General features: G+C 70.2%; 21 protein-coding genes. 14 read left to right on the top strand and 7 right to left on the bottom strand.

The features are described from left to right. Positions 1-27 precede the first annotated feature (27 nt). From merB to ehuA, 5 genes are all read left to right on the top strand, one after another. Positions 28-654, top strand: a complete 627-nt coding sequence (gene merB / locus CHB84_RS11355) for an organomercurial lyase MerB (RefSeq protein ID WP_089301527.1) — start codon at positions 28-30, stop codon at positions 652-654. Between the two features lie 167 nt (positions 655-821). Next, entirely contained in the window at positions 822-1,769 is a 948-nt protein-coding gene (ehuB, locus tag CHB84_RS11350; protein ID WP_217898520.1) for an ectoine/hydroxyectoine ABC transporter substrate-binding protein EhuB, read from the top strand. 35 nt (positions 1,770-1,804) lie between these two features. Further along, positions 1,805-2,512: an ectoine/hydroxyectoine ABC transporter permease subunit EhuC gene (gene ehuC, locus CHB84_RS11345; RefSeq protein ID WP_089301525.1), complete on the top strand. Its 708-nt coding sequence runs from the start codon at positions 1,805-1,807 to the stop codon at positions 2,510-2,512. Beyond that, positions 2,509-3,165: an ectoine/hydroxyectoine ABC transporter permease subunit EhuD gene (ehuD, locus tag CHB84_RS11340; RefSeq protein ID WP_089301524.1), complete on the top strand. Its 657-nt coding sequence runs from the start codon at positions 2,509-2,511 to the stop codon at positions 3,163-3,165. Before ehuC ends, ehuD begins: the two co-directional genes overlap by 4 nt. Before the next feature lie 37 nt (positions 3,166-3,202). After that, positions 3,203-3,961 carry an ectoine/hydroxyectoine ABC transporter ATP-binding protein EhuA gene (ehuA, locus tag CHB84_RS11335; RefSeq protein WP_089301628.1) on the top strand — a complete coding sequence of 253 codons (759 nt, stop codon included), beginning with the start codon at positions 3,203-3,205 and terminating at the stop codon, positions 3,959-3,961. Between the two features lie 237 nt (positions 3,962-4,198). Here ehuA and CHB84_RS11330 read toward each other — a convergent pair whose 3' ends face one another. Both CHB84_RS11330 and pdxH read right to left on the bottom strand, forming a co-directional pair. Continuing rightward, positions 4,199-5,179, bottom strand: a complete 981-nt coding sequence (locus CHB84_RS11330) for a 2-hydroxyacid dehydrogenase (protein WP_281251749.1) — start codon at positions 5,177-5,179, stop codon at positions 4,199-4,201. 63 nt (positions 5,180-5,242) lie between these two features. Then, on the bottom strand, positions 5,243-5,917 hold the full coding sequence (gene pdxH, locus CHB84_RS11325) for a pyridoxamine 5'-phosphate oxidase (RefSeq protein WP_089301523.1): 675 nt from the start codon (positions 5,915-5,917) through the stop codon (positions 5,243-5,245). 278 nt (positions 5,918-6,195) lie between these two features. Here pdxH and CHB84_RS11320 point away from each other — a divergent pair, with 278 nt between their 5' ends. The 4 genes from CHB84_RS11320 to sepH all read left to right on the top strand — a co-directional run bounded on the left by CHB84_RS11320 (position 6,196) and on the right by sepH (position 11,113). Further along, the gene (locus tag CHB84_RS11320; protein WP_089301522.1) at positions 6,196-7,341 is read left to right on the top strand and encodes a citrate synthase 2; all 1,146 of its coding nucleotides are present in this window, start codon (positions 6,196-6,198) and stop codon (positions 7,339-7,341) included. A 131-nt stretch (positions 7,342-7,472) separates the two neighbouring features. Continuing rightward, positions 7,473-8,864 carry a serine hydrolase domain-containing protein gene (locus tag CHB84_RS11315; protein ID WP_089301626.1) on the top strand — a complete coding sequence of 464 codons (1,392 nt, stop codon included), beginning with the start codon at positions 7,473-7,475 and terminating at the stop codon, positions 8,862-8,864. Positions 8,865-8,876: 12 nt separating this feature from the next. Beyond that, complete coding sequence (serC, locus tag CHB84_RS11310; RefSeq protein ID WP_089301521.1) at positions 8,877-10,004, top strand: phosphoserine transaminase; 1,128 nt, start codon at positions 8,877-8,879, stop codon at positions 10,002-10,004. Between the two features lie 164 nt (positions 10,005-10,168). Continuing rightward, positions 10,169-11,113 carry a septation protein SepH gene (gene sepH, locus CHB84_RS11305; protein WP_089301520.1) on the top strand — a complete coding sequence of 315 codons (945 nt, stop codon included), beginning with the start codon at positions 10,169-10,171 and terminating at the stop codon, positions 11,111-11,113. Between the two features lie 61 nt (positions 11,114-11,174). Here the strand turns inward: sepH and CHB84_RS11300 are convergent, their stop codons facing one another. Further along, entirely contained in the window at positions 11,175-11,840 is a 666-nt protein-coding gene (locus tag CHB84_RS11300) for a DUF2537 domain-containing protein (protein ID WP_089301519.1), read from the bottom strand. 78 nt (positions 11,841-11,918) lie between these two features. Further along, a complete protein-coding gene (locus CHB84_RS11295; RefSeq protein ID WP_089301518.1) occupies positions 11,919-12,761 on the bottom strand; it encodes a TrmH family RNA methyltransferase in 843 nt (280 codons plus the stop codon). 520 nt (positions 12,762-13,281) lie between these two features. Here CHB84_RS11295 and CHB84_RS11290 point away from each other — a divergent pair. The 4 genes from CHB84_RS11290 (at position 13,282) to CHB84_RS11275 (ending at position 17,270) form a co-directional block, all read left to right on the top strand. Further along, positions 13,282-14,733, top strand: a complete 1,452-nt coding sequence (locus CHB84_RS11290) for a glutamate-cysteine ligase family protein (RefSeq protein ID WP_089301625.1) — start codon at positions 13,282-13,284, stop codon at positions 14,731-14,733. A 77-nt stretch (positions 14,734-14,810) separates the two neighbouring features. Continuing rightward, a complete protein-coding gene (locus CHB84_RS11285; protein WP_089301517.1) occupies positions 14,811-15,488 on the top strand; it encodes a biliverdin-producing heme oxygenase in 678 nt (225 codons plus the stop codon). A 193-nt stretch (positions 15,489-15,681) separates the two neighbouring features. Further along, complete coding sequence (locus CHB84_RS11280; RefSeq protein WP_089301516.1) at positions 15,682-16,305, top strand: superoxide dismutase; 624 nt, start codon at positions 15,682-15,684, stop codon at positions 16,303-16,305. Between the two features lie 188 nt (positions 16,306-16,493). Continuing rightward, positions 16,494-17,270 (top strand): arylamine N-acetyltransferase family protein, encoded by a 777-nt coding sequence (locus CHB84_RS11275; protein ID WP_089301515.1) that lies wholly within the window; start codon positions 16,494-16,496, stop codon positions 17,268-17,270. 169 nt (positions 17,271-17,439) lie between these two features. Here the strand turns inward: CHB84_RS11275 and CHB84_RS11270 are convergent, their stop codons facing one another. Further along, the gene (locus tag CHB84_RS11270) at positions 17,440-17,871 is read right to left on the bottom strand and encodes a MarR family winged helix-turn-helix transcriptional regulator (protein WP_089301514.1); all 432 of its coding nucleotides are present in this window, start codon (positions 17,869-17,871) and stop codon (positions 17,440-17,442) included. A 140-nt stretch (positions 17,872-18,011) separates the two neighbouring features. On the opposite strand from CHB84_RS11270, the gene CHB84_RS11265 reads away from it, so the two are divergent. Then, positions 18,012-18,275 (top strand): DUF2530 domain-containing protein, encoded by a 264-nt coding sequence (locus tag CHB84_RS11265; protein ID WP_089301513.1) that lies wholly within the window; start codon positions 18,012-18,014, stop codon positions 18,273-18,275. A 58-nt stretch (positions 18,276-18,333) separates the two neighbouring features. Here the strand turns inward: CHB84_RS11265 and CHB84_RS11260 are convergent, their stop codons facing one another. Together CHB84_RS11260 and CHB84_RS11255 are read right to left on the bottom strand one after the other, a co-directional pair. Beyond that, positions 18,334-21,381, bottom strand: coding sequence for a sacsin N-terminal ATP-binding-like domain-containing protein (locus CHB84_RS11260; RefSeq protein WP_089301512.1), 3,048 nt, complete (start codon positions 21,379-21,381; stop codon positions 18,334-18,336). Then, complete coding sequence (locus CHB84_RS11255; protein WP_089301511.1) at positions 21,378-22,187, bottom strand: DUF3027 domain-containing protein; 810 nt, start codon at positions 22,185-22,187, stop codon at positions 21,378-21,380. Before CHB84_RS11255 ends, CHB84_RS11260 begins: the two co-directional genes overlap by 4 nt. Positions 22,188-22,227: the final 40 nt, after the last annotated feature.

Raw genomic sequence — 22,227 nt, 5'->3', positions numbered from 1 at the left:
CAGTCCACACTGACCACAGGAGCAGGCATGACCGACGAGTACCTCGCCGACCGGCTCAGCGAGACGCTGAGCCCCAACCTCGCCGACCCCGATCTCTCCTGGCTGTGGCCGCCGCTGCTACGGCTCCTGGCATGCGGCAGCCCCGTAACCGTCGCGCGGCTGGCCGCGGCGACCGGCCGCACCGAACCCGACGTGCGGCGGGCTCTGGCACGGCTGTCCGACACCGAGTACGACGAGCACGGGCGGATCGTCGGCTGGGGGCTCACCCAGCGGCCGACGCCGCACAGCTTCAGCGTCGACGGTGTCGCGCTCTACACCTGGTGCGCGCTGGACACCCTGATCTTTCCCGCCGTGCTCGACCGCACCGCGCTCGTGCAGTCCCCGTGCCGTGCCACCGGCGAACCGGTACGGCTCACCGTCACACCGGCCGGCATCACAAGCGTGGAGCCCGCCACCGCGGTGCTCTCCGTCGTCACCCCGCAGTCGCAGAGCTCGGTGCGCCAGGCCTTCTGCGATCAGGTGCACTTCTTCAGCGACCCCGTGTCCGCTCAGGACTGGCACCGCGCGCACCCCGAAGCGAGCGTGCTCCCCGTCGCCGAGGCCCGCACGCTCGCCCAGCGGCTCACCCGCCCGCTCCGCGAGGGGTGTGCATGACGTAGTGCAATCGTGACCTGACGAGGACGCGCCGTGAGCTGCCTGATCAGGCTGCCGCAACAGGGACGCCGCAGGGCATCGGGCGTCCCGGCGGCGGGCGTACCGCCGCTCCATGCTCGCCGGTTCGTGCTCGGCTCTTGAACGCGGTTGTGTGTGGGACCTAGGTTGTGAGCACTACACAGGTCCGCGAGGCGGCCTCTGGCGGTTGGGAGTTCGTGATGGTGACTCAAGGGTGGACACGCCGGCAGTTCTTCACCCGTGCGGCCACGGCGGGAGCGGTGGCCCTCGGTGGCCCCGCGCTGCTGTCGGCCTGCGGCGACGGCGACGACGGTGAGCCGCGCGGGCGCGGCGGCAACACCCTCGAGCGGGCCCGCGAGCAGGGTCTGGTGCGGGTCGGCATCGCCAACGAGCCGCCCTACACCGAGGTCACCGCATCCGGGGAGGTCACCGGTGTCGAGCCGGACGTGCTGCGGGCCGTGCTGAAGAACCTCGGCATCGACGAGATCGAAGGCATCGTCACGCCGTACGACCAGATGATCCCCGGGCTGCAGGCCGACCGCTGGGATGTGGTCGCGGCCGGGCTGTTCATGAAGCAGTCGCGGTGTGCCGAGGTGCTGTACTCGGAGCCGACCATCGTCTCGACGGAGTCGTTCGCGGTGCTGGCGGGCAACCCGGAGGGGATCACCACCGTCGCATCGGTCAAGGAGAACTCCGGTGTGAAGGTGGCCGCACTCGGCGGGGCGTTCGAGGAGGGGATCCTTCAGGACGCCGAAGTACCCGAGGACCAGATCGTGCCGGTACAGGACGGTCGCAGCGGCATCGAGGCGGTCAAGGCCGGTAGGGCCGACGCCTTCTTCCTGCCGACACTGTCCCTCAACGATCTGCTCGAGGGCGACGACGAGATGGAGGTGACCGACGCGGTCGAGGACGCTCCGGTCACCGGTGCGGGACACGCGTTCCGCAAGGACGACACCGAGTTCCACGAGGAGTACAACGCCGCGCTCGCCGAGATGAAGGAGTCCGACGAGTACGCGGACATCCTCGCGGAATGGGGATTCAACGCGTCTGATGTGGAGGGTGTAACCACCGAGGAGCTCTGCGCGACCGAAGGCTGACCTTTCCCAGCGCGCACCGGAAAGGGAACTGAGAAGTGTCGACCATCATCGAGCACTCCACGCGCCTGTGGGAGGGCCTGCTCGTTACGCTCCAGCTGCTGGTCCTCGGTTCGGTACTGACACTGGTGATCGCGTTCACGGCGGGGCTCGCCCGGATGTCGCGCCAGTTCCTCGTGCGGTTCCCCGCTGCCGTGTTCATCGAGGTGTTCCGTGGCACCTCGATGATCGTCCAGCTCTTCTGGTTCTTCTTCGCGCTGCCCATGCTGGGTATCGAGCTTCCTGGCTTCGCCGTCGGGGTTCTGGTGCTCGCGCTCAACGAGGGCGCGTACGCCGCCGAGGTCGTGCGCGGTGCCATCAAGTCCCGGCCCGCGGGGCAGACCGAGGCGTGCATCGCGCTCGGCATCGGCCCGGTCACCAGGATGCGCCGGATCCTGATCCCGCAGTCGATCCCGGCGATGCTGCCCGCGTTCGGCAACGTCGTTGTCGACCTGCTCAAGAACACCTCCCTCGTGTCGGCCGTGACCGTGCTCGACCTGACCTACAAAGGACAGGAAATCAGGGCGATCACCGGTGAGACCACCGCGGTGTTCACCACCCTGCTCGTCGTCTACTTCGTCCTGTCCGTGCTGCTGTCCTTCCTGGTGAAGTGGTCCGAACGCCGGTTCGCCATCGACCGGGTGGGCAAGGCGAACGGTGCGCGGCTGTTGAGCCTGCCGGGGATCAGCCGGGGAGGCACGACATGACATGGGACAACGAGTTCGCGCTGTCGATCCTGCCCGACCTGCTGGGTGGCCTGTGGGTCACCATCCAGGCCACCATGGCTGCGATCGTGATCGCGCTGGCACTCGGCCTGGTCGTGGCGGTCATCCGGTACCTGCGGATCCCGGTCCTGTCCGCCGTATTCGGGTTCTACGTGCAGTTCGTGCGTGGCACGCCGTTGCTGGTGCAGGCATTCGCGGCGTTCTACATCCTGCCCGACTACGGCATCGTGCTGAGCCCGCTCATCACCGGCATCATCGTCCTCGGGGTGAACTACAGCTCGTACACCGCCGAGGTGTACCGCTCCGGGATCGAGGACGTGGGCAAGGGGCAGTGGGAGGCGGCTACCGCACTGAGCCTGCCCGTGCGGCCGACCTGGACGCGCATCGTACTGCCGCAGGCCGTGCGGTCGATCGTCCCGATGCTCGGCAACTACTGGATCCAGATGTTCAAGGACTCCGCGATCCTTTCCCTGATCACCATGAACGAGTTGCTGAACGTGGCACAGACGATCGGTTCGAGCGAGTTCCGCTACCTCGAACCGTTGACCATCGTCGGCATCCTGTTCCTTGCCGTCAGCTACCCGGCAGCAGTGCTCATCCGGCGATTGGAGCGACGCCTTGCCATCACATCGTGACCTCGAGCCCGGCATGTCCGAGCGTGCCTCGGACGTGATGATCTCGTTCGAGAACGTCGACAAGAGCTGGGGCGACAACCACGTCCTGAAGCACCTGAACTTCCACGTCGAACCGGCCGAGAAGGTATCCATCATCGGTGCCTCCGGTTCGGGGAAGACGACGATCCTGCGAATACTCATGACACTCGAGCATCCGGACGAGGGCGTGGTGACCGTCGACGGGGACGAGTTGTGGAACGTCGTACGCGGTCGCCGTATCCGGCGGGAGAGCAAGCAGATGAAGCTCACCCGGCGCAAGATCGGCATGGTGTTCCAGCAGTTCAACCTCTTCCCGCACCTGACAGCGATCGAGAACGTCATGGAGGCCCCTGTCCAGGTTCTCGGGATGTCGAAGGACGAGGCGCACGAGCGCGCCAAGGGCCTGCTCGACATGGTGGGTCTCGACAAGCACCTCGACCACAAGCCGCACCGGCTGTCCGGCGGGCAGCAGCAGCGGGTCGCCATCGCGCGCGCCATGGCCATGCGCCCGAAGGTGCTACTGCTCGACGAGGTCACGTCTGCGCTCGATCCCGAGCTGATCGGTGAGGTGCTCAACGTCATCCGCGACCTCGCAACGAGCACGGATATGACGATGCTGATGGTCACCCACGAGATGCGGTTCGCGGAGGAGATCTCCGACCGGGTGGTGATGTTCGACAACGGAACGGCCATCGAACAGGGCCCCCCGGAGCAGGTGCTGCGCGCCCCGGAGAACGAACGCACCAGGCGGTTCCTGCACGCCGTCCTCGAGCACTGACGCGCCGGGGCGTGTGGCGAATCGGTTGCCCCGGCGACCGGTACGTCGCACGGCCGTGAGCGCGCACCGGACACGTCAGCGTCGCGCGGGCACGGCCGGCACGGGTAGCGCGCGCAACCGGACGTACGTCCACCCGGATTCCCTTGGTGCCGACCGAAAGCACGCTCGACTCGGCCGTCTACGCTATCCTGTCAGTATCCCGCCGCCAGGAGGTTCGCAGCGGCCCGGCCGGTCTGCCTAACGTGCCCCGTCCACCGCCACCGGTGTCGGCGGCGCCTCACCGGCGAGCACGGCGGCGGCGTTGTCGACCGCCAGCATCCCCATGCGGTCGCGGGTCGACTGTCCCGCGCTGGCGACATGGGGTGTGAGGACCACGTTGTCGAGCTCGAGAAGCCGCGGGTCCACCCGGGGCTCGTGCTCGAACACGTCCAGCGCCGCACCCCCGATATCCCCCGCCCGTAACGCGGCTACCAGCGCGTCGGTGTCCACCACGCCGCCACGCGCCGTGTTGACCAGCAGCGCGTGCCTTCGCATCGACGCCAGTGCCGCGCCGTCCACGAGGTGCCTGGTCTCGGCCGTCAGCGGGGTGTGCAGCGACACGATGTCGCTGGCCTCGAACACCGTGGACAGGTCCGCGTACTCAATACCGTCCGCGTCGCCTCCGGAGCGCTGCAGGCTCGGGCTGTAGGCCAGTACCCGCATGTCGAACGCTCTCGCGCGGCGAGCCACGGCACGGCCGATCCGTCCGTAGCCCACGATGCCCAGTGTGCAGCCCGCCGAGACATCCAGACCCACGAACATACGCGGGCCCCAGATCCACGGCGTCCCGGCGCGGAGGAACCGGTCACCCTCGGACACCCGGCGCGCCAGATCGAGAAGAAGCGCCATGGTCAGGTCGGCGGTTGCCGCGTCGAGCACCCCCGGCGTGTTGGTCACCGTGACCCCACGCTCGTGGGCAGCAGGCACATCCACGTTGTCGTAGCCAACGGCCACGTTCGCCACCACACGCAGCCCGGGCCCCGCGGCGTCGAGCACCTCCGCATCGATCCGCTCGGTCAGCGTGCACACGATCGCACTCGCACCGCGCGCAGCGTCGAGCAACCAACCGCGTTCCGGGGGATCGACACCCCCGACGACGACCTCACGACCCAGCTCCCGCGCCGAGGCCATGGCCGCGTCCGTCAGCTCCCGTGTGACAAGAACATGCCCGTGACTCACGTCATGCAGGCTACCGGTGCGCCGCGCGGTGTACCCGTCCCCGGCAGGCACGGTGCTGCGCTGCTACGGCGCGAGCCGCTCGATCCGCCACTCGCCGTCGTGGCGGACGTAGCGCAGCCGGTCGTGCATGCGGTTCTCGCGGCCCTGCCAGAACTCCACCGTCTCCGGCCGGATCCGCCATCCGCCCCAGTGCGGCGGGGGCGGGATCTCGTCGGTGTCGGCGAAACGGCGCTCCACGACCTGCAGCGCGTTCTCCAGGTTCCTGCGGTCGGGTACGACCCCGGACTGCGGCGATGCCCATGCGCCGAGCTGGGATCCGCGCGGCCGGGAAGCCCAGTACTCCGCGGTCTCGGCCGCATCGACCTTCTCCACCTCCCCGCGCAGGTTCACCTGCCGGTGCAGCCCGTACCACGGGAATGTCACCGAGGCGTACCGCACACCGCTGAGGTGGTGGCTCTTGGCGGAGGTGTAGTTGGTGTAGAAGGCGATGCCACGCTCGCTCAGGCCCTTGCACAGCACCGTGCGCGAGGACGGCCTGCCCTCGTCGTCGGCAGTGGCCAGCACCATCGCGTTCGGCTCGGGCACCCCGGCAGCGACAGCCTCGTCCAACCAGCGTTGAAGCTGCTCGGTCCAGGTATCGGCCAGATCGGACACGTCGAGCGACGTCCCCTCGTACGAGACCCGCATAGCGGGCAGAACCACCCCGGCATTCTTGCCGTCCGCTGCGAACTCGGTCATATCGGCCACCCTCCCGCACGAAGACGAACGTGACGACGGTAGTGGGTGCCGCCACGATCACGAAAGAGCCCTTTCGAGCCCACCTCACCGCCGAATCCTCCCCCAGCGTGCGGTCCGGCACTCTGCGATGATCGGTAGACGTGACCGATCACACCACACGGCCGATTGCCCGACCCCCGAGAGGCAGTGCACAGTAAGCGCAGCTAACGCAGCGTGGCGTCCACCTTCCGCCATGCGAGCGATCAGCACCCGCTAGTCAGGCAAGGTGAGGAGTCGCTATGACACAGCCGGCACAGGAGCAGGATCTCGACGACGGCTTCCGGCCGGGGCTGGAAGGTGTGGTCGCGTTTCGCACCGAGATCGCCGAACCCGACCGTGACGGCGGTGCGCTGCGTTACCGCGGGGTCGACATCGAGGACCTCGCAGGCAAGGTCACCTTCGGCGACGTATGGGCGCTGCTCGTGGACGGCTCCTTCGGGCAGGGCCTGCCGCCTGCCGAGCCGTTCCCGCTGCCCGTGCACTCCGGCGACGTACGGGTGGACGTGCAGGCAGCGCTGGCGATGCTCGCGCCCATTTGGGGTTACGAGCCGGTGCTGGACATCAGCGACGAGCAGGCCCGCGAGCAGCTGGCGCGCGCCGCGGTGATGGCGCTGTCCTACGTGGCCCAGTCGGCGCGCGGCATCCACCAGCCCGCGGTGCCGCAGGCGCGGGTGGACGAGGCGTCGACAATCGCCGAGCGGTTCATGACCCGGTGGCGTGGCGACCCGGACCCGGCGCACGTGAAGGCGATCGACGCCTACCTGGTCTCGGCGGCCGAGCACGGCATGAACGCCTCCACGTTCACCGCACGGGTGATCACCTCCACCGGGGCCGATGTGGCGGCTGCGCTGTCCGGCGCCATCGGTGCCATGTCGGGCCCGCTGCACGGGGGCGCGCCCGCGCGGGTGCTGCCGATGGTCGACGAGGTCGAACGGACCGGCGACGCCCGCGCCGTGGTGCGCGGCATCCTGGACCGCAACGAGCGGCTGATGGGCTTCGGGCACCGCGTGTACCGGGCCGAGGACCCGCGGGCAAGGGTGCTGCGGCGCACAGCCAAGGAGCTCGGCGCACCCCGGTTCGAGGCAGCGGAGGCGCTGGAGCAGGCCGCACTGGCCGAGCTGCGCGAGCGGCGGCCGGACCGGCCGATCGAGACCAACGTCGAGTTCTGGGCGGCGATGATCCTGGACTTCGCCGAGGTCCCGACGCACATGATGCCTGCGATCTTCACCTGCGCCCGGACGGCAGGCTGGTGCGCCCACATCCTGGAGCAGAAGCGCACCGGTCGCCTGGTCCGCCCCTCGGCCACCTATGTCGGCCCCGGCCCGCGCCACCCCGACGCTGTGGACGGCTGGCAGACCGTCACCCCACCCCAAGTTGTGTGCTGAATGACGCTTTCAGTCCACTGTGCGAGCTGAAAGCGTCATTCAGCCTTCCGTATGGAGTGAAAGCGTCATTCAGCACAACCCCGGTTGGGGTGTGGCGGGCGGCACAACGGTCGGGCGGCAGAATGGCGCGCATGCTACCGACGACCGAGTTCGCGCTCCTGCGGCGCATCGCGACCGAGCAGGCCACCGGTCGCGCGCCCTCCCTGGTGGCTGCCGTCGTGCGGGACGGGAAGATCACCTGGTCCGGCGCGCGCGGCTACCTGGACGGGCCCGGCGACGGGTCCGGCGACGGGCCCCGAACAGCCCAACGGGTCGAGCCGGACAACGACACGCAGTACCGCATCGGCTCGATCACCAAGCCCTTCATCGCCCTGCTGGTGCTGCGCCTGCGCGACGAGGGAGCGTTGGAGCTGAACGACCCGCTCGAGCGGCACCTGCCCGGCACCGAACTCGGTCACCTGACCGTCGCCCGGTTGCTGACCCACACCTCGGGGCTGACCGCGGAGTCCCCGGGCGAATGGTGGGAACGCAGCCCGGGAACCGACTGGTCCGAGCTCGCCTCCCGGCTGGACAGCGGCTCGCTCAAGCTCCGGCCGGGCGGGCGCTTCCACTACTCCAACGTCGGCTACGGCACCCTCGGTGAGCTGGTCGCCCGGCACCGCGGCACGAGCTGGCTGGACGCGCTGCGTGCCGAGATCCTCACTCCCCTCGGTATGCACCGCACCGACGCCCACCCGCACGGGCGCCACGCCACGGGGTGGGCCGTGCACCCGTTCGCCGACGTCGTGCTGCCCGAACCCGCACACGACGCGGGTGCCATGGCCCCTGCCGGGCAGCTGTGGTCCACCGTCACCGACCTCGCGCGCTTCGTCGCGCTCGTCGGCGGGCACACCGGCGGGGTCCTGCGCCCAGACACCATCGCCGAGATGCGCGAGGTGGCGGCCGTGGACAGCAGCGACGCCTGGATCGCCGGATACGGTCTCGGTTTCCAGCTGGTACGCCACCAGGGGCGCATCCTGGCCGGGCACACCGGTTCGATGCCCGGGTTCCTCGCCTCGGCGATGATCGACCCTGCGACGGGGACCGGCGCGCTGGCGATGGCCAACACCACCTCGGGCCCGGCGATACTCGGTCTCGTCCTCGACCTCGTCGGGCTGGCCGACGAGCACGAGCCGGTCCTGCCCGCACCGTGGCAGCCCGCGCACGTCGACCCGGCGCTGCTCGAGCTCACCGGCCTGTGGCACTGGGGCCCCACCCCGTTCCACGTGCGAGCGCTTCCCGAAGGGTGGCTGGACCTCTCCCCGGCATCCGGCAAGGGCAGGGCGTCCCGGTTCCGCCCGCTCGGCGAGGACCGCTGGGAAGGGCTCGACGGGTACTACTCCGGCGAGACACTGCGTGTCGGCCGCGACACGGACGGCACACCCCGGCACCTGGAGCTGGCGACTTTCGTCTTCACGCGCACTCCGTACGACCCGCGGGCACCGATCCCCGGCGGTGTCGACGAGCGCGGTTGGCGCGCGTGACAGACTGTTCCCATGACCGATGCCGCTGATTTGACACTTCCCGACGACATCAAACCAGCCGACGGGCGGTTCGGCTGTGGCCCTTCCAAGGTCCGCACCGAGCAGCTCGCGCACCTCGCGAGCGGGGGCGCGGCCGTGATGGGCACCTCGCACCGGCAGAAGCCGGTCAAGGACCTCGTGGGTCGCGTGCGCACGGGGCTGCGAGACCTGTTCAACCTGCCCGACGGGTACGAAGTGCTGCTCGGCAACGGCGGAACAACGGCGTTCTGGGATGCCGCGGCCTTCGGTCTGGTCCGTGAGCGCGCGCAACTGTTCACCTACGGCGAGTTCTCCTCGAAGTTCGCCAAGGTCGCCGAGGGCGCGCCTTTCCTTTCCGACCCGATCGTGGTCGCCTCCGAGCCGGGCACGGCCCCGGAGATCACCTACCAGCCCGGCGCCGACATCGTCGGCTGGGCGCACAACGAGACCTCGACCGGCGTCGCCGTGCCCGTGCGACGTCCCGCGGGCAGCGAGGGCGCACTCGTCACGATCGACGCCACGAGTGGTGCGGGCGGGCTGCCCGTGGCCGCCGAGGACTTCGACGTCTACTACTTCGCCCCGCAGAAGTGCTTCGCGGCCGACGGCGGGCTCTGGGTGGCGCTCGCCTCCCCGGCCGCCGTCGAACGGATCGAGGAGATCGGCAACTCCGGCAGGTGGGTTCCCGAGTTCCTGTCCCTGACGACGGCACTGGACAACTCGCGCAAGAACCAGACGTACAACACCCCTGCGGTGGGCACGCTCCTGCTGCTGGCCGACCAGATCGAGTGGATGCTCGAAGGCGGCGGGCTGGAGTGGACGACGAAGCGCACCGCGGAGTCCGCGCGCCGGTTGTACGAGTGGGCCGAGAAGACCAGCTACACCAGCCCCTACGTCTCCGAGCCCGAGCTGCGTTCGCACGTGGTCGGCACCGTCGACTTCGCCGACGATGTCGATGCCACCCAGCTCGCGGCCACGCTGCGTGCCAACGGCATCGTCGACGTCGAGCCGTACCGCAAGCTGGGTCGTAACCAGCTCCGCGTCGGCATGTTCCCTGCCATCGAGCCGGACGACATCAGCGCCCTGATCCAGTCCGTCGACTGGATCGTCGAGCGCACCTCGTAATACTCGGCAAACCGATCGAATCACGCGTGGTGGTCACCCCGAACGGGTGACCACCACGCTGTCGTTCGCGACAAGATCACTCACGACTCGGCGTGCCTGCCGGGTCAAGCCGACTCGCCGAACTATCCTGAGCGCGCAGTACGTTACGTCGTGGGAGGCGGGAGATGCGCACGCTGAGGGTTGTCGGGTTGGAAGAGGACGGCACGTCCGTCGTCTGCGAGCATCCCGACACCGGCGAACAGTTCCAGATTCCCGCCGACGACCGGCTACGCGCGGCCGCCCGCGGCGACATCACGCGGCTTGGACAGATCCAGATCGAGTTGGAGAGCCACATGCGGCCACGCGAGATCCAGGCGCGGATCCGGGGCGGGGAGTCCGTCGAGCACGTGGCGACCAGCGCCGGCATCCCCGTGCAGCGAGTCGAGCGGTACGCCCACCCCGTCCTGCTCGAGCGTGCCCGCATCGCCGAGCTCGCCCAGCAGGCGCACCCGGTCCGGGAGGACGGGCCGGATGTCCGCACGCTCGGTGAAGTGGTCGCGCACGCGTTCGGGGTGCGCGGTCAGGACTACACCAAGGCAGGCTGGGACGCGTGGCGCGGCGAGGACGGCAAGTGGGTCATCCAGCTACGGTGGGCGGCCGGTCGTTCGGACAACACCGCGCACTGGGTGTTCACCCAGGGATCGCACGGCGGCACCGTCACCGACCTCGACGCCGATGCCGAGGAGATGCTCAACCCGCACGCGCATCGCAGCCCGCGCACGCTGCGCCCCGTGGAGCCGATCTCCGCTGCCCGTACGGCGCCCGTCACCGAGCAGCCCACGCTCGACGCCGACGGTGACGCCGACGGCGAGAGCTACCACGCGCACAACGGGCAGCTACCCCACGGCGGCACACCACCCGCCACGCACGGCACCGAGCGTTCCGGTACCGGCATGACCGGGGCGGACGTGCCCGCACCGGAACCCGACGACGACACCACCGAGCTGCCCACCGTTCCCGCGGGTCCGGACAACGCCGACGGGTCCGGCGTGCGGCGCAGGAAGCACCACCCGGTGGTGCCTGCCTGGGAGGATGTGCTGCTCGGCGTCCGTTCCCAGCGCGGCAGCTGAGCCCGGGCGAACGCCCCGTACCGCCCTGCTGCCGAGGGCTCGAACCCTGGGTGCGTGCCGGCTACAACCAGGTGACCAGCAATGCCGCCCAGGACGCGACGACCCCGGCCGCGGCCCCGAAGCACACCCAGCGCAGCACAGGTACCCGGCGTCCCAGCCAGAGCGACGGCGCCAGGCCGAGCGTGACAAGCAGCGCCGCCGCCAGCGAGTGCCAGCTGTCGCCGGAACCGCCGTCGGTGGCCCTGCCCAGCGCGAGCAGCCCGACGAAGACGAAGACCCCCGTGAACGCGGACACGGCCAGCCCGGATCCCCACGGGGTCGGTTCCCCGGGGGATCTGCGGAACAGTCGCGTCCCGTGCGGGCTGGCGTGCCGGGGGCCGCCCTGCTCGCTCGCGGCCGGGTCGGGCACCGCGACGCTCGCTGCCCCGCTCACCGGGTCGATCACGTGCACGGGCCTGCGCAACTGCGTGGCCACCCTGCCTGCAAGCTGGCGTCCCCGCTGCGTGATCAGACCCATCGCGTCCTGTCCGGGCTCACTGAGCCCTGCCTTGCGGCCGTCCCGCGCCTGCTGCACCGCGCTGCCCACCCGCGCCCACTCGTGCAGCGCCGCGGCAAGCTCCGCGCCGAGCGGGAGCTGCTCGGGCCGGATCTCCCGAGCCGCGTCCTCGCCGCCGGCGCCGTCGCGTTCGGCCAGCACCGCGCGCCCGTCGTGGATCCGCAGCTCCACCCCGCACCTCCTCGTCAGCCCAGGATCGGTGTCTTCACGGTAGCCTGCCCTCCCCGCCGGATCCTGCGGGCTCACACATCAGCCACGCACGCCACCCCTGTCCGGGTCGTGCGCGACCCTGCTGGTCAGCTCGTAGAACGCGACCGCGCCCGCGGTCGCGATGTTGAGCGAGTCGACCCCGTCCGCCATGGGGATGTGCACGGCGGTGTCCGCCGCTTCGATGGCCTCCCGGGACAACCCGTGACCCTCCGAGCCGAGCAGCAGGGCCACGCGCCGGTCACCGCGCCCGGCGAACCCGGCGAGATCCTGCGAGCCTGCGGACGGCGTGAGTGCCGCGACGTGGAAGCCGTACCCGCGCAGCAGGTCGACGCCGTCCGGCCACGGGGCGAGCGGCGCGAACGGTACCCGCAGCACCGTCCCCATCGACACCCGCACGCTGCGGCGGTACAGCGGGTCGGAACACCCGGGCCCCAGCAGGACGCCATCCACGCCGAGCGCGGCGACGTTACGGAACAGCGCTCCGAGGTTCTCGTGGTCACCGACGCCTTCCAGCACCGCGACCGTCGACGCCTGTCCCGCGACGGCCTCCGCGTCCGGAAGGCAGGCACGGCCGGCCACCGCGAGGACGCCCCTGTTGAGGTGGAACCCGACGATCTCCGCCATGGTATCCGCGCAGGCGACGTACACCGGCACGTCCAACCCGTCGAGATCGTCGGCCAGCTCGGTCACCCGGCGCTGCACCCCGAGCACGGCCCGGATCGGGTACGGCGAGGCCAGCATGCGCCGCACGACCACGGTTCCCTCCGCGATCACCAGTCCCCGCCCGCCAGGGCGGTCCGGCCTGCGGTCCGCGCGGGCGAGATCACGAAAGTCATCGACCCTCCGGTCGGTACTGCTGGCGACGCGGATCACCTCGGCCATCCTTCAGAGTGTGCCACCCGGCTGGTCCGCCACGAGCCGCGCACCGGCGCCACGTGCCGTTCGCACGGTGCACGAGCACCGCTACGCGTAGCGCCCCGACCGGCGGCGCGAGCCCGGCGATTTCACCCGCATACTCGTCGTCGTACGCGAAGCTGCCCGCTGACAATGCACAGAGTGATCAGAATCCCGTACGGGTGCACCAATTTGGCCGCTAGCAGGCCACGGAGGTGCTGTGTCACGGTGAGCCGTCGGGGTCCGCCACAGGTGTGCCATCCAGGAGTGCGTGCGGTCGAGAGAGTGATGGTCGAGGTGAGTGGTGACAACAAGCTGTGGCGCAGCTACGGATGCGCAGGAGGAACCTGTCAGCTTCCCGGAGAGCCGCGCCTGGGCCGCCGATAGCGAACATACCGGGCAGAGCTACACGCACATCCCGCACCAGGGCGGTGCGGGGCACGGCGACGTGAGTGCCGAACCTGCCGGAACCGCTGCCGCGGCCGAGCCGCTCAGCCCGCGCGACCGGATGCCGTACCGGCACAAGGTGCAGCGCTGCCTGGACGCGCTGGAGCGGATGCTCGCCGACGGCAGCTTCTCCTTCCCGCACAAGCGGATCGGTCTCGAGCTCGAGCTGAATCTCGTGGACCCGGAGTTGCGCCCGTCGATGAGCAACACGCTGATGCTCGAGCGGCTCGGCGACCCGGTGTTCACCACGGAGCTGGGCAAGCACAACCTCGAGCTCAACGTACGCCCTCGGCCACTGGCAGGCGACTCCCTCGGCGAGCTGGAGCGAGAGCTGCACGGGTACCTCACGGGTGCCGCCTCGACTGCCCGCGACGCGTGCGGGGACCTGGTGACCATCGGCATCCTGCCCACACTGACGAGCGAGCACTTCCGCACCGAGTGGCTGACGGACAACCAGCGGTACTGCCTGCTCAACAACGAGATCCTGGCTGCGCGGGGCGAACGGACGCTGCTGCAGATGGACGGGGAGCCGCTGCCGGGAAGCTCGCCCGACCGGCTGTACAGCTACGCCGACACGATCCTTCCCGAGGCGGCGTGTACCTCGGCCCAGCTGCATCTGCAGGTAGCGCCGGAGGATTTCGCCACGCACTGGAACGCGGCCCAGTGCCTGGCCGGCGTACAGCTCGCCATCGGCGCCAACTCCCCGTTCCTGCTCGGCAAGGCCCTCTGGCACGAGACGCGGGTACCGCTGTTCCTGCAGGCCACCGACACCAGGCCGGAGGAGCTGAAGACCCAGGGCGTACGCCCGAGGGTGTGGTTCGGCGAGCGGTGGGTCACCTCGATCTTCGACCTTTTCGAGGAGAACGTCCGGTACTTCCCCGGCCTGCTGCCCGAAACGGACGCCGAGGACCCGCTGGAGACCCTGGAAGCAGGGGCGGCACCACAGCTGTCCGAGTTGCGCATGCACAACGGCACCGTCTGGCGCTGGAACCGCCCTGTCTACGACGTCGTCGACGGCACTCCCCACCTGCGCATCGAGAACCGCGTGCTGCCCGCAGGCCCTACCGTGATCGACATGCTCGCCAACGCGGCGTTCTTCTACGGTGCGCAGCGCGCCCTCGCCGACGCCGAGCGGCCGGTCTGGACGCAGATGTCCTTCCAGGCAGCCGAGGAGAACCTCTACGCGGGTGCGCGGCACGGGATGCACGCGGACCTGTACTGGCCGGGTATCGGGTGGGTCCCCCCGGACGAGCTCGCCCTGCGGGTGCTGATCCCGCTGGCGCACGAGGGCCTGCGGTCCTCCGGCGTCCCCGCTGCCCTCGCCGACCACTACCTCGATGTGCTGCGGCAGCGGTGCATCGCCCGGCGTAACGGCTCGGACTGGCAGCGCGAGTCCGTGATGCGGCTGGAGGCGCGCGGTTTCGACCGGCGCGAGGCGTTGAACCGGATGCTCGCCGGCTACATCGACCGCGCCGTGGACGGCGCGCCGGTACACGAATGGAGCCTGCTCTAGGGGTGGTCCCGGACGCCCCCGTACCTTAAGCTCACACTGACGGCTTGTGACATTTCGAACACGGTACGGAGTCATTCATGGCGCACGCACCGCAGCACCCGACGGATCTGGTTTCGCTGTCCCAGGCGCTGCGGAGCGCCACGCGCGAGGCGCACGACCGCGCGCACCGGTCGCGATACATGACCGAGCTGCTCGCGGGGTCGCTGAGCATCGAGAGCTACGCCCAACTGGCGGGCCAGTACTACTTCGTGTACCACACGCTGGAGGAAGCCACCCGCGCGATGCGTCACCACCCGCTCGGGGGACGTTTCGCGCTGGACGAGCTCACCCGGCTACCCGCGCTCTCCGCCGACCTCGCCTACCTGCTCGGCCCAGGGTGGCGCACGGCGATCGACCCGTTACCCGCCACGCGCAGGTACTGCAAGCGGATGCGCGCGGTCGCGTTCGACAGCGCGGCCGGGCTGGTCGCGCACCACTACACCCGCTACCTCGGCGACCTCGCCGGTGGCCAGGTCGTGCGGCGGCTGCTGCGCGACACGTACGGCATCACGGACGACGGTGCACTCTTCTACCGGTTCGACCGCATCACGAACCCGCACGCGTTCCGCACCACGTATCGCGCGCTCCTGGACAGTTCGCCGTGGACCGACCGCGAGCGACGGTCCGTCGTGGAGGAGTCCTTGCTGGCCTACGAGCTGAACATCGCGGTGCTCGGTGAGCTCGCCGAGGACATCCCCGAACTCCAGGCAGCATAAGGAAATTTGTCGATATATAGATAAGCGCGATGTGGTTCCCGCAACACTCGCGTTGACTTCGAGCGTGCTCGAAGGAGCAAGGTGGCGCCGGAAGATCACCGGTGCACCCCGTTCGCCCGCTACCGCGCGCACTACTAGGTTGGGTAAGCGAACGTCATCGGTACAGTGACACAACCGAACCCAAGGAGGGCGCATGGCCCTGTACGAGCTTCCTGAACTCGACTACGACTACGGTGCGCTCGAACCGCACATCTCCGGCGAGATCAACGAGCTGCACCACAGCAAGCACCACGCGACCTACGTCAAGGGTGCCAACGACACGATGGAGAAGCTCGAGGCCGCCCGCGAGGCGGGTGACTACGGCTCCATCGTCGGCCTGGAGACCACGCTGGCCTTCAACCTGGCCGGGCACGCCAACCACGTCGTGTGGTGGAAGATCCTGCACCCGGAAGGCGGCGACAAGCCCACGGGCGAGCTCGCGGCCGCGATCGACGAGAGCTTCGGCTCGTTCGACAAGTTCCAGGCGCACTACAACGCCGCTGCCACCACCATCCAGGGCAACGGCTGGGCCGCGCTGTCCTGGGACCCGATCGGCAAGAAGCTGATCATCCAGCAGCTGCGTGACCACCACAACAACCTGGCGCTGCCGACCGTGCCGATCATGATGACCGACGTGTGGGAGCACGCGTTCTACCTGCAGTACAAGAACGTGAAGGCGGACTACGTCAAGGCGCTGTGGAACGTTTACAACTGGGCGGAGATCGGGCGCCGCTTCGACAACGCCCGCAACGGCGGTAACGGCCTGCTGCTCTCCTGATCGAGCGCGGCCCGTCTCGCGTCCCTACGCATCAGCCGGCCTGTGCACAGGCCCCGGGGCTCTCCCCGCGAGGGGAGGGCCCCGTTTCTCGTGTCACCCGCCGGTCGGCGGGGGTGGGAACCCGGCATCCAGGCGCCGCGGGAAACCGATTGACTTCGACCGCGCTCGAAGTGACACGCTCTGCACTCATGGATCCCGTCACCGTCGAGTCCTACCTGCACCGCATCGCAGCGCCGCACGTCACAGCGGCCGACCGGCAGACCCTTGCGGAGCTGCATGTCCGGCACCTGGAGACCGTCCCCTTCGAGAACCTGTCCATCCACCTCGGCGAACGCATCGAGCTCGAGGAGGCCGGCCTGGTGGACAAGCTGGTCCACCGCAGACGAGGCGGCTTCTGTTACGAGCTCAACGGCGCGTTCGCCATGCTGCTGCGCGCCCTGGGGTTCACCGTCACACACCTGTCGGCACGGGTGTACACCGGCGACGGCGACCTCGGCCCACCGTTCGACCACCTCGCGCTACGGGTCGACCTGGACGAGCCCTGGCTGGTCGACGTCGGCTTCGGGCGCGGCCCCGTGCGCCCCTTGCGGCTCGACTCCCGCGAGCCGCAACCCGACGAGGATGGCGAGTACCGCATCGTGCCGGTCGGCGACGGGGACCATGACGTCTACCGCAGTGACACACCCACCTACCGGCTCGAGGCACGGGGCCGCGAGCTGCGCGACTTCGTGCCGACCTGCTGGTATCACGCCACCTGCCCGGAGTCCCACTTCACGAGGAACACGACCTGCTCACGTCGAGTGCCGGGCGGGCGCGTCACCGTCAGCGGTAACCGGCTCATCGAGTCCGTGCACGAGCGACGCAGCGAGACCGTGCTGGACACCGACGAGGATGTGCTCGCCACCTACCGCTCCCGCTTCGGCGTCGAGCTCGATCGCGTGCCCGCCGTGGCGCACCACCGGTAGGGTTCCCTACGAGCACGGGGTCCCGCCACGGACAGTGCCGCGACGGGACCCCGCCTGTTCCCGAACTGACTGCCGCTCCCACCACGAAGCGGACATGTATAAGGTTAGCCTAACCTCATCTATTCGGCAAGGGGTTCTTTCCCATGGGCTCATACCCCTACCGCCGCGACTACTGCGCGGCCATCCGTTCGATGATCTCCGCTGCCCTGGCCAGCACCGCGCGTTCCTCCTCGGACAGCTGGGCGAGCCGCTCGTCCAGCCACGCCTCCCGCATCGTGATGTTGGCGTGCACGTAGTCGACACCTGCCTGGCTGAGCTCCACGATGGCCTGCCGCCCGTCCGTGGGGTGGGCCGTCCTCGCGATATAGCCGAGCTGCTCGAGCGCCACGATCACGCGCGTCATCGACGGCGGCTGCACTCCCTCTTTCGCGGCGAGCTGACCCGGCGTCATCGCCCCGCACTTGTGCAGTGTCGACAGGGCCGACAACTGCGTGAGCGAGACATTGGTGCTCAACCGCTGCGCGCGCAACCTCCGGTTCAGACGTACCACTGCCAGCCGCAAACGGCTCGCGAGCGTGCGTTCCTGCCCAGCATCGGCCATTCTCACAGCCTACCTACCCGCCCTCGCGACCCCGCCCGCAAGCCGGGCCGTTCGTCACGACCAGGAGTCTTACGCACACACAGGGCATCCGTGTCGTACTCGTCCCGCCACCCCAGACCGAGCCCGGTAGCCTTCCCGGTGTGGTCGATTCACACGAACGCATACCGCCACCCGACCTGCCCAAGCCGTTGACCGACCTCGGTCCGGCCCTTGTCCTGGGCAGCGCGTCTTGGGCGGTCGCGCTCGGCATCCTCGTCGTACTGTATCTGCTCGGGTACAGCGTGGGCATCTGGCTGGCGACCGCGAGCGCGGGGCTCACGCTCGGCGCGGTCGGGATGTTCCTGGTCGCCTGGCAGCGCTACGCTTCCCGGCGCGGCTCGAGGGGTGCGCAGCGCGGCCTGTAGACGGAGTTCCCATCGCACACGGCGGACCATCCACGACGAGTCGGCCGACCCTCGTCTGTCACCCGAACAAGGTAGCGGGTTCCGGGTCGGTGAGCAGCGCGGCGATCTGGTGGCGCGCCTCCCACCGGTCGGCGGCGAACGCGTAGGCCCGCGCCAGCCCGTCGATGCTGTCCTCGGCATGCACCAGCCCGTCCGCCGCGACCCACCAGCGCGCCTGCCGGTCCTTCCCGTCCACCCGGACCGTCAACCGCGGATGCAGGCAGAGCCCCCCTTCCGGCACTGCCGTGCCGAGCAGGTCGGCCACGTCGCGAATCGCGCTCAGCTCCGTCCAACTCAGGACGTCGCCCTCGGAGGTCACCTCACCCGCATACACCTCGCGGGCCGGCGGGAGATCCAGCAGCTCGGCCAGCGAGTCGCACGCGCGCCCGCAACCGACGAGCAGGCCCGCATCGACGACCTCCAGCGGCCACGCCTGATCGAGCACACACGCGTGGCCGGCGTCGATCACGCCACCGTCCAGCGCTCGCACCTCGGCCGGCGCGTCGACCTCGGCAACGTCGAACCCCGGACGGGCCGCCAGCTCGGCCAGCGCCGCATGCGCCCGGAGCACCACACCGGGGCGTGGCGCGCGGTCGCGGTCGGCGAGGCGGGCGAGCAGGTCGGCGGCGTCCGCGGCATCGCGGACGGCGAGCTCCTCCCGCACACCCGCTGCCACGAGCACATCCCGCGGTAGCCCCACATCGGGAACCGGGTCGTAGAGGCCGTCCAGCGCCGCCGCGTCCGGCATCCGCCAGCTCCGCGGGGCGGCCCCGCCGAGATCGGCGAACCTGGCGATCCACCAGCCGGTGTGCCCACCGGGCTCGCGAAGCGCGTGCCCACTGCCTGGGGACTCGGCCAGCAGCCGCAACGCCGCCGGCCACTTGTCGTCGGCCACCAGGTCGAGGTCGCGGACCGCGAGCACCCTGGACGGGGGTCGCGACGTCGAGCCCCACCATTCGGGCTCCTCGGGCAGGTCGTGCTCCGGCCCCACAGGGTCGTCGTCGGTCACCACGGCGAACGAGTCCAGCACGCCGGTCGCGGTCAGTACCTCCGCGGGCCAGCGCCGCGCCACGTCCTCGGCAAGCACGTCCAGCGGGCCTTGCGGCCCGACAGCCTCCGGGTCCAGCACCTCGAGCAGCGGCGCGGACGGCAGCGCGAGCTCGTCGGCCCTGCGAGCGTCCCCGCTCGCCGAGGTGAGGGCGAGCGCGGCGATGCCAGGGCGCTCGTCGATGGTGGCTCCGGTCTCGGCGACCAGGCGCAGGACGAGCTCCGCGAGCGGTGTGGTGTCCAGGCCGGACACCGCGTCGTCCACGCTGCTTTCCACCGCCGCGCGCAGCTCGGCGGCGTCCAGCAGCTCGGCGGGCCCCGCCGGTACCGCGCCGAGCCGCTCCAGCAGCGGGTGCACCGCGTCGGGATGCACCACGCGCAGCCCGGTCACCCCGGCCGTGCCGAGCAACTCCAGCAGCTCGGTTGGGAGCCCGAGGTGACCTTCGTTCCCTCTATGGAGCCCGGTGTCACCTTCGGCTCCTCCACCGGGCAGGAGTACGCCGCGCGGCCCGAGCGTGGTGCGGTGGTCGGCGAGGGGGACGGGCAGGCCGGTGAGCGCCTCCTGGTCGACGGAGCGGTCGTCGAGCAGCGCCAGCAGCGCGTCGTAGAGCCGGTACCACCATCGCGGCGGCCGCTCGACGCCCATCAGCGCGTCCAGCGCGGCGGCCACATCCAGCACCCGCGCCCCGACGCGAGCCAGCACGCCCGCCGCGCGGCCCCCGACGTGCGGCGCGGCGACCAGCTCGGCGACCACCTCACCGAGCAGCTCAGCGAGCCCGGGCGCGTCGACGTCGAGCACCGCGGCCCGGTCACCGGAGATGTCGCCGCCTCCGGACGCGGCGGGCAGCCACGGTTGCTCCCGCAGCCGCGCACCGATCAGCTCCAGCAGCTCCCCGTCCACATCGGATGCCGGGAACCCCGCGGCAGGCACGAGCTCGAGACGCCGGCGCGCGGGCACGCACCGCACCAGATCGAGGTAGGCGTCCGCGGCCGCAGCCAGTACTGCCGAGGCAGCGGGGCCACCGCGCACCCGGCGGCGCGACGGCTCGACGGGGACACTGGCGATGAGCCTGGCAGGCAGCGACAACCGCTCGTCGGTAGCCGTCGGCGCGTGCAGCACATCGCGGTCCACCGGTTGTGGACGGTTCTCACCGTCCACTGGAAGTGCCCAGAGGACAGTCCATCGAGGATGGTGCGCCGCCTCGATTCCCAGTGTCGCAGCTTGCTCCTCGGAGAAATCACCGGATGTCGAGTGCACAAGCCACCGCGTGCTCGTCGAGCCGGACCGGGCGATCTCCACGACGCCCTCGCCCGTGTCGCTGCGGGTCCACACGTCCCCGGCGATATCCACCTGCTCCAGCGCCGGGAATGTCAGCAGCACGTCGGTGACCTCGTCCGCGAACTCCGCGAGCAACGATGACGCGTCGACGCCGTCCGCGAGCGGCAACCGCACCTCGGTGTCGAACGGTTCCGGCAGGTCGGGCTCGGCACCCGGAACGGGCCACGGCAGGCGCAACACCGGCACCGCGCCGCCCCTGTCGGCCGCCTGCCGCCGCGCCTCCGGGATGTCGGCCACGCACCGCCGGGTCCCGGCCTCCGAGAAGGCCACCCCACCCGTACGCGAGACCACCCGCGGTTCGGTGCACACGGTCAGGACCGCGGCGAACCCCACACCGAACCTGCCGACCGTGCTCGCCCCGCTCTTGGCCGAGGCACGCAGCGACGCCAGGGCCGTCACGCCGTCCCGGTCGAGGGGAGCGCCGGTGTTGGCAACCCGCAGCTCCCCCTCGACGACGGACACCCGCATCCGGCCACCGACCCCGGCCAGGGAGGCCGCGTCCGCGGCGTTCTGCGCCAGCTCGACGAACAGCCGGTCGGCGTACGCGCCGAGCCGGAGGTCCTCCTCGGCATTGGCGTCCTCGGTGAACCTGGTCGGCGACCGCTGCCAGGAATCCAACACAGCGGCACGCAGCGCGGCCGTGCCGAAGGGATCGGCCTCCTGGTCGGGCGTACCGCTCACGACTCCAGTCCGGCGCCGGAGGACTCGACGCCGTCGACGTCCAGCCGGGAGTCGTCGTAGACGAGCTGCGCTACCGGTACGACGGCGCCGGTGTCGACATCGGCCTCGGAGTGCGCTCCGCACCCGTACTCGACGTGCACGACGTGCCCGTCAGCGGGCGCGACCTCGTTACCGCACACCCCGAACGCCGCGCGCATCGAGCCCGCGAGCGGCAGGTAGAACCCGCACGTGCCGCAGGGCTGCGGTGCGCTGCGCGCCATGTCCGAACGGGGCCCGAACTCGCCGCCGCGCCAGCGCTCCGCCGCATCGAGCCGCCCACGCCTGGACAGCACGCGCGCGCGGCCGAGCCCGATCTCGTAGGAAACCTCCTCGACACCGGGGTCGTCGGAACTCAGGTAGCCGGGTACGAGACGCTCATCGTCCTCCCTGACCGGCAGGACGTCTCCGATGCCCAGGTCGCCCTGCCGGACCCGCATCTCCCACGGAACCCAGTCCTTGGCGATCAGGGCGCCGGGGCCCGGGCGGAGCAACACCTCACTGACGGTGACCGGGAAGTCCTCACCGGCACTCGCGACCGTCACCTGCCACTGCCACCCCCCGTAACCGGGGACCGCCGCGTCGAACAGGTGTGTGACGCTGACATCGTCCTCGTGCCGCACTCCGCAGTACGACCCGACAGTGGAATCCGGGTCGTACCCGCGGTCGGCCGCTTCCTCCCTGGCGGCGTCACGGGCGAGCCCCGCGGCGTCGACCAGCCACGGCCCCGGCTGCGGCTGCGTGGCGGCAGCGGTCGGCGTCGAACTCATATCCTCCAGGATAGTCCCACGCGCTGACACGCCGGTGTCC

It is taken from the genome of Haloechinothrix alba (genome assembly GCF_900188115.1).
Lineage (GTDB): Bacteria > Actinomycetota > Actinomycetes > Mycobacteriales > Pseudonocardiaceae > Haloechinothrix > Haloechinothrix alba.
Note: the sequence above shows the minus strand (reverse complement) of the source record. Positions and strands in the feature narration are given on the sequence as shown.

Coding starts and splice junctions, on each gene's coding strand:
- CHB84_RS11270 (WP_089301514.1), bottom strand. CDS start 17,871: ATGGCCGATGCTGGGCAGGAACGCACGCTCGCGAGCCGTTTGCGGCTG.
- CHB84_RS11290 (WP_089301625.1), top strand. CDS start 13,282: ATGCCGTACCGGCACAAGGTGCAGCGCTGCCTGGACGCGCTGGAGCGG.
- pdxH (WP_089301523.1), bottom strand. CDS start 5,917: ATGACCGAGTTCGCAGCGGACGGCAAGAATGCCGGGGTGGTTCTGCCC.
- CHB84_RS11255 (WP_089301511.1), bottom strand. CDS start 22,187: ATGAGTTCGACGCCGACCGCTGCCGCCACGCAGCCGCAGCCGGGGCCG.
- merB (WP_089301527.1), top strand. CDS start 28: ATGACCGACGAGTACCTCGCCGACCGGCTCAGCGAGACGCTGAGCCCC.
- CHB84_RS11285 (WP_089301517.1), top strand. CDS start 14,811: ATGGCGCACGCACCGCAGCACCCGACGGATCTGGTTTCGCTGTCCCAG.
- CHB84_RS11315 (WP_089301626.1), top strand. CDS start 7,473: ATGCTACCGACGACCGAGTTCGCGCTCCTGCGGCGCATCGCGACCGAG.
- CHB84_RS11275 (WP_089301515.1), top strand. CDS start 16,494: ATGGATCCCGTCACCGTCGAGTCCTACCTGCACCGCATCGCAGCGCCG.
- ehuA (WP_089301628.1), top strand. CDS start 3,203: ATGATCTCGTTCGAGAACGTCGACAAGAGCTGGGGCGACAACCACGTC.
- sepH (WP_089301520.1), top strand. CDS start 10,169: ATGCGCACGCTGAGGGTTGTCGGGTTGGAAGAGGACGGCACGTCCGTC.
- CHB84_RS11295 (WP_089301518.1), bottom strand. CDS start 12,761: ATGGCCGAGGTGATCCGCGTCGCCAGCAGTACCGACCGGAGGGTCGAT.
- serC (WP_089301521.1), top strand. CDS start 8,877: ATGACCGATGCCGCTGATTTGACACTTCCCGACGACATCAAACCAGCC.
- CHB84_RS11320 (WP_089301522.1), top strand. CDS start 6,196: ATGACACAGCCGGCACAGGAGCAGGATCTCGACGACGGCTTCCGGCCG.
- ehuD (WP_089301524.1), top strand. CDS start 2,509: ATGACATGGGACAACGAGTTCGCGCTGTCGATCCTGCCCGACCTGCTG.
- CHB84_RS11280 (WP_089301516.1), top strand. CDS start 15,682: ATGGCCCTGTACGAGCTTCCTGAACTCGACTACGACTACGGTGCGCTC.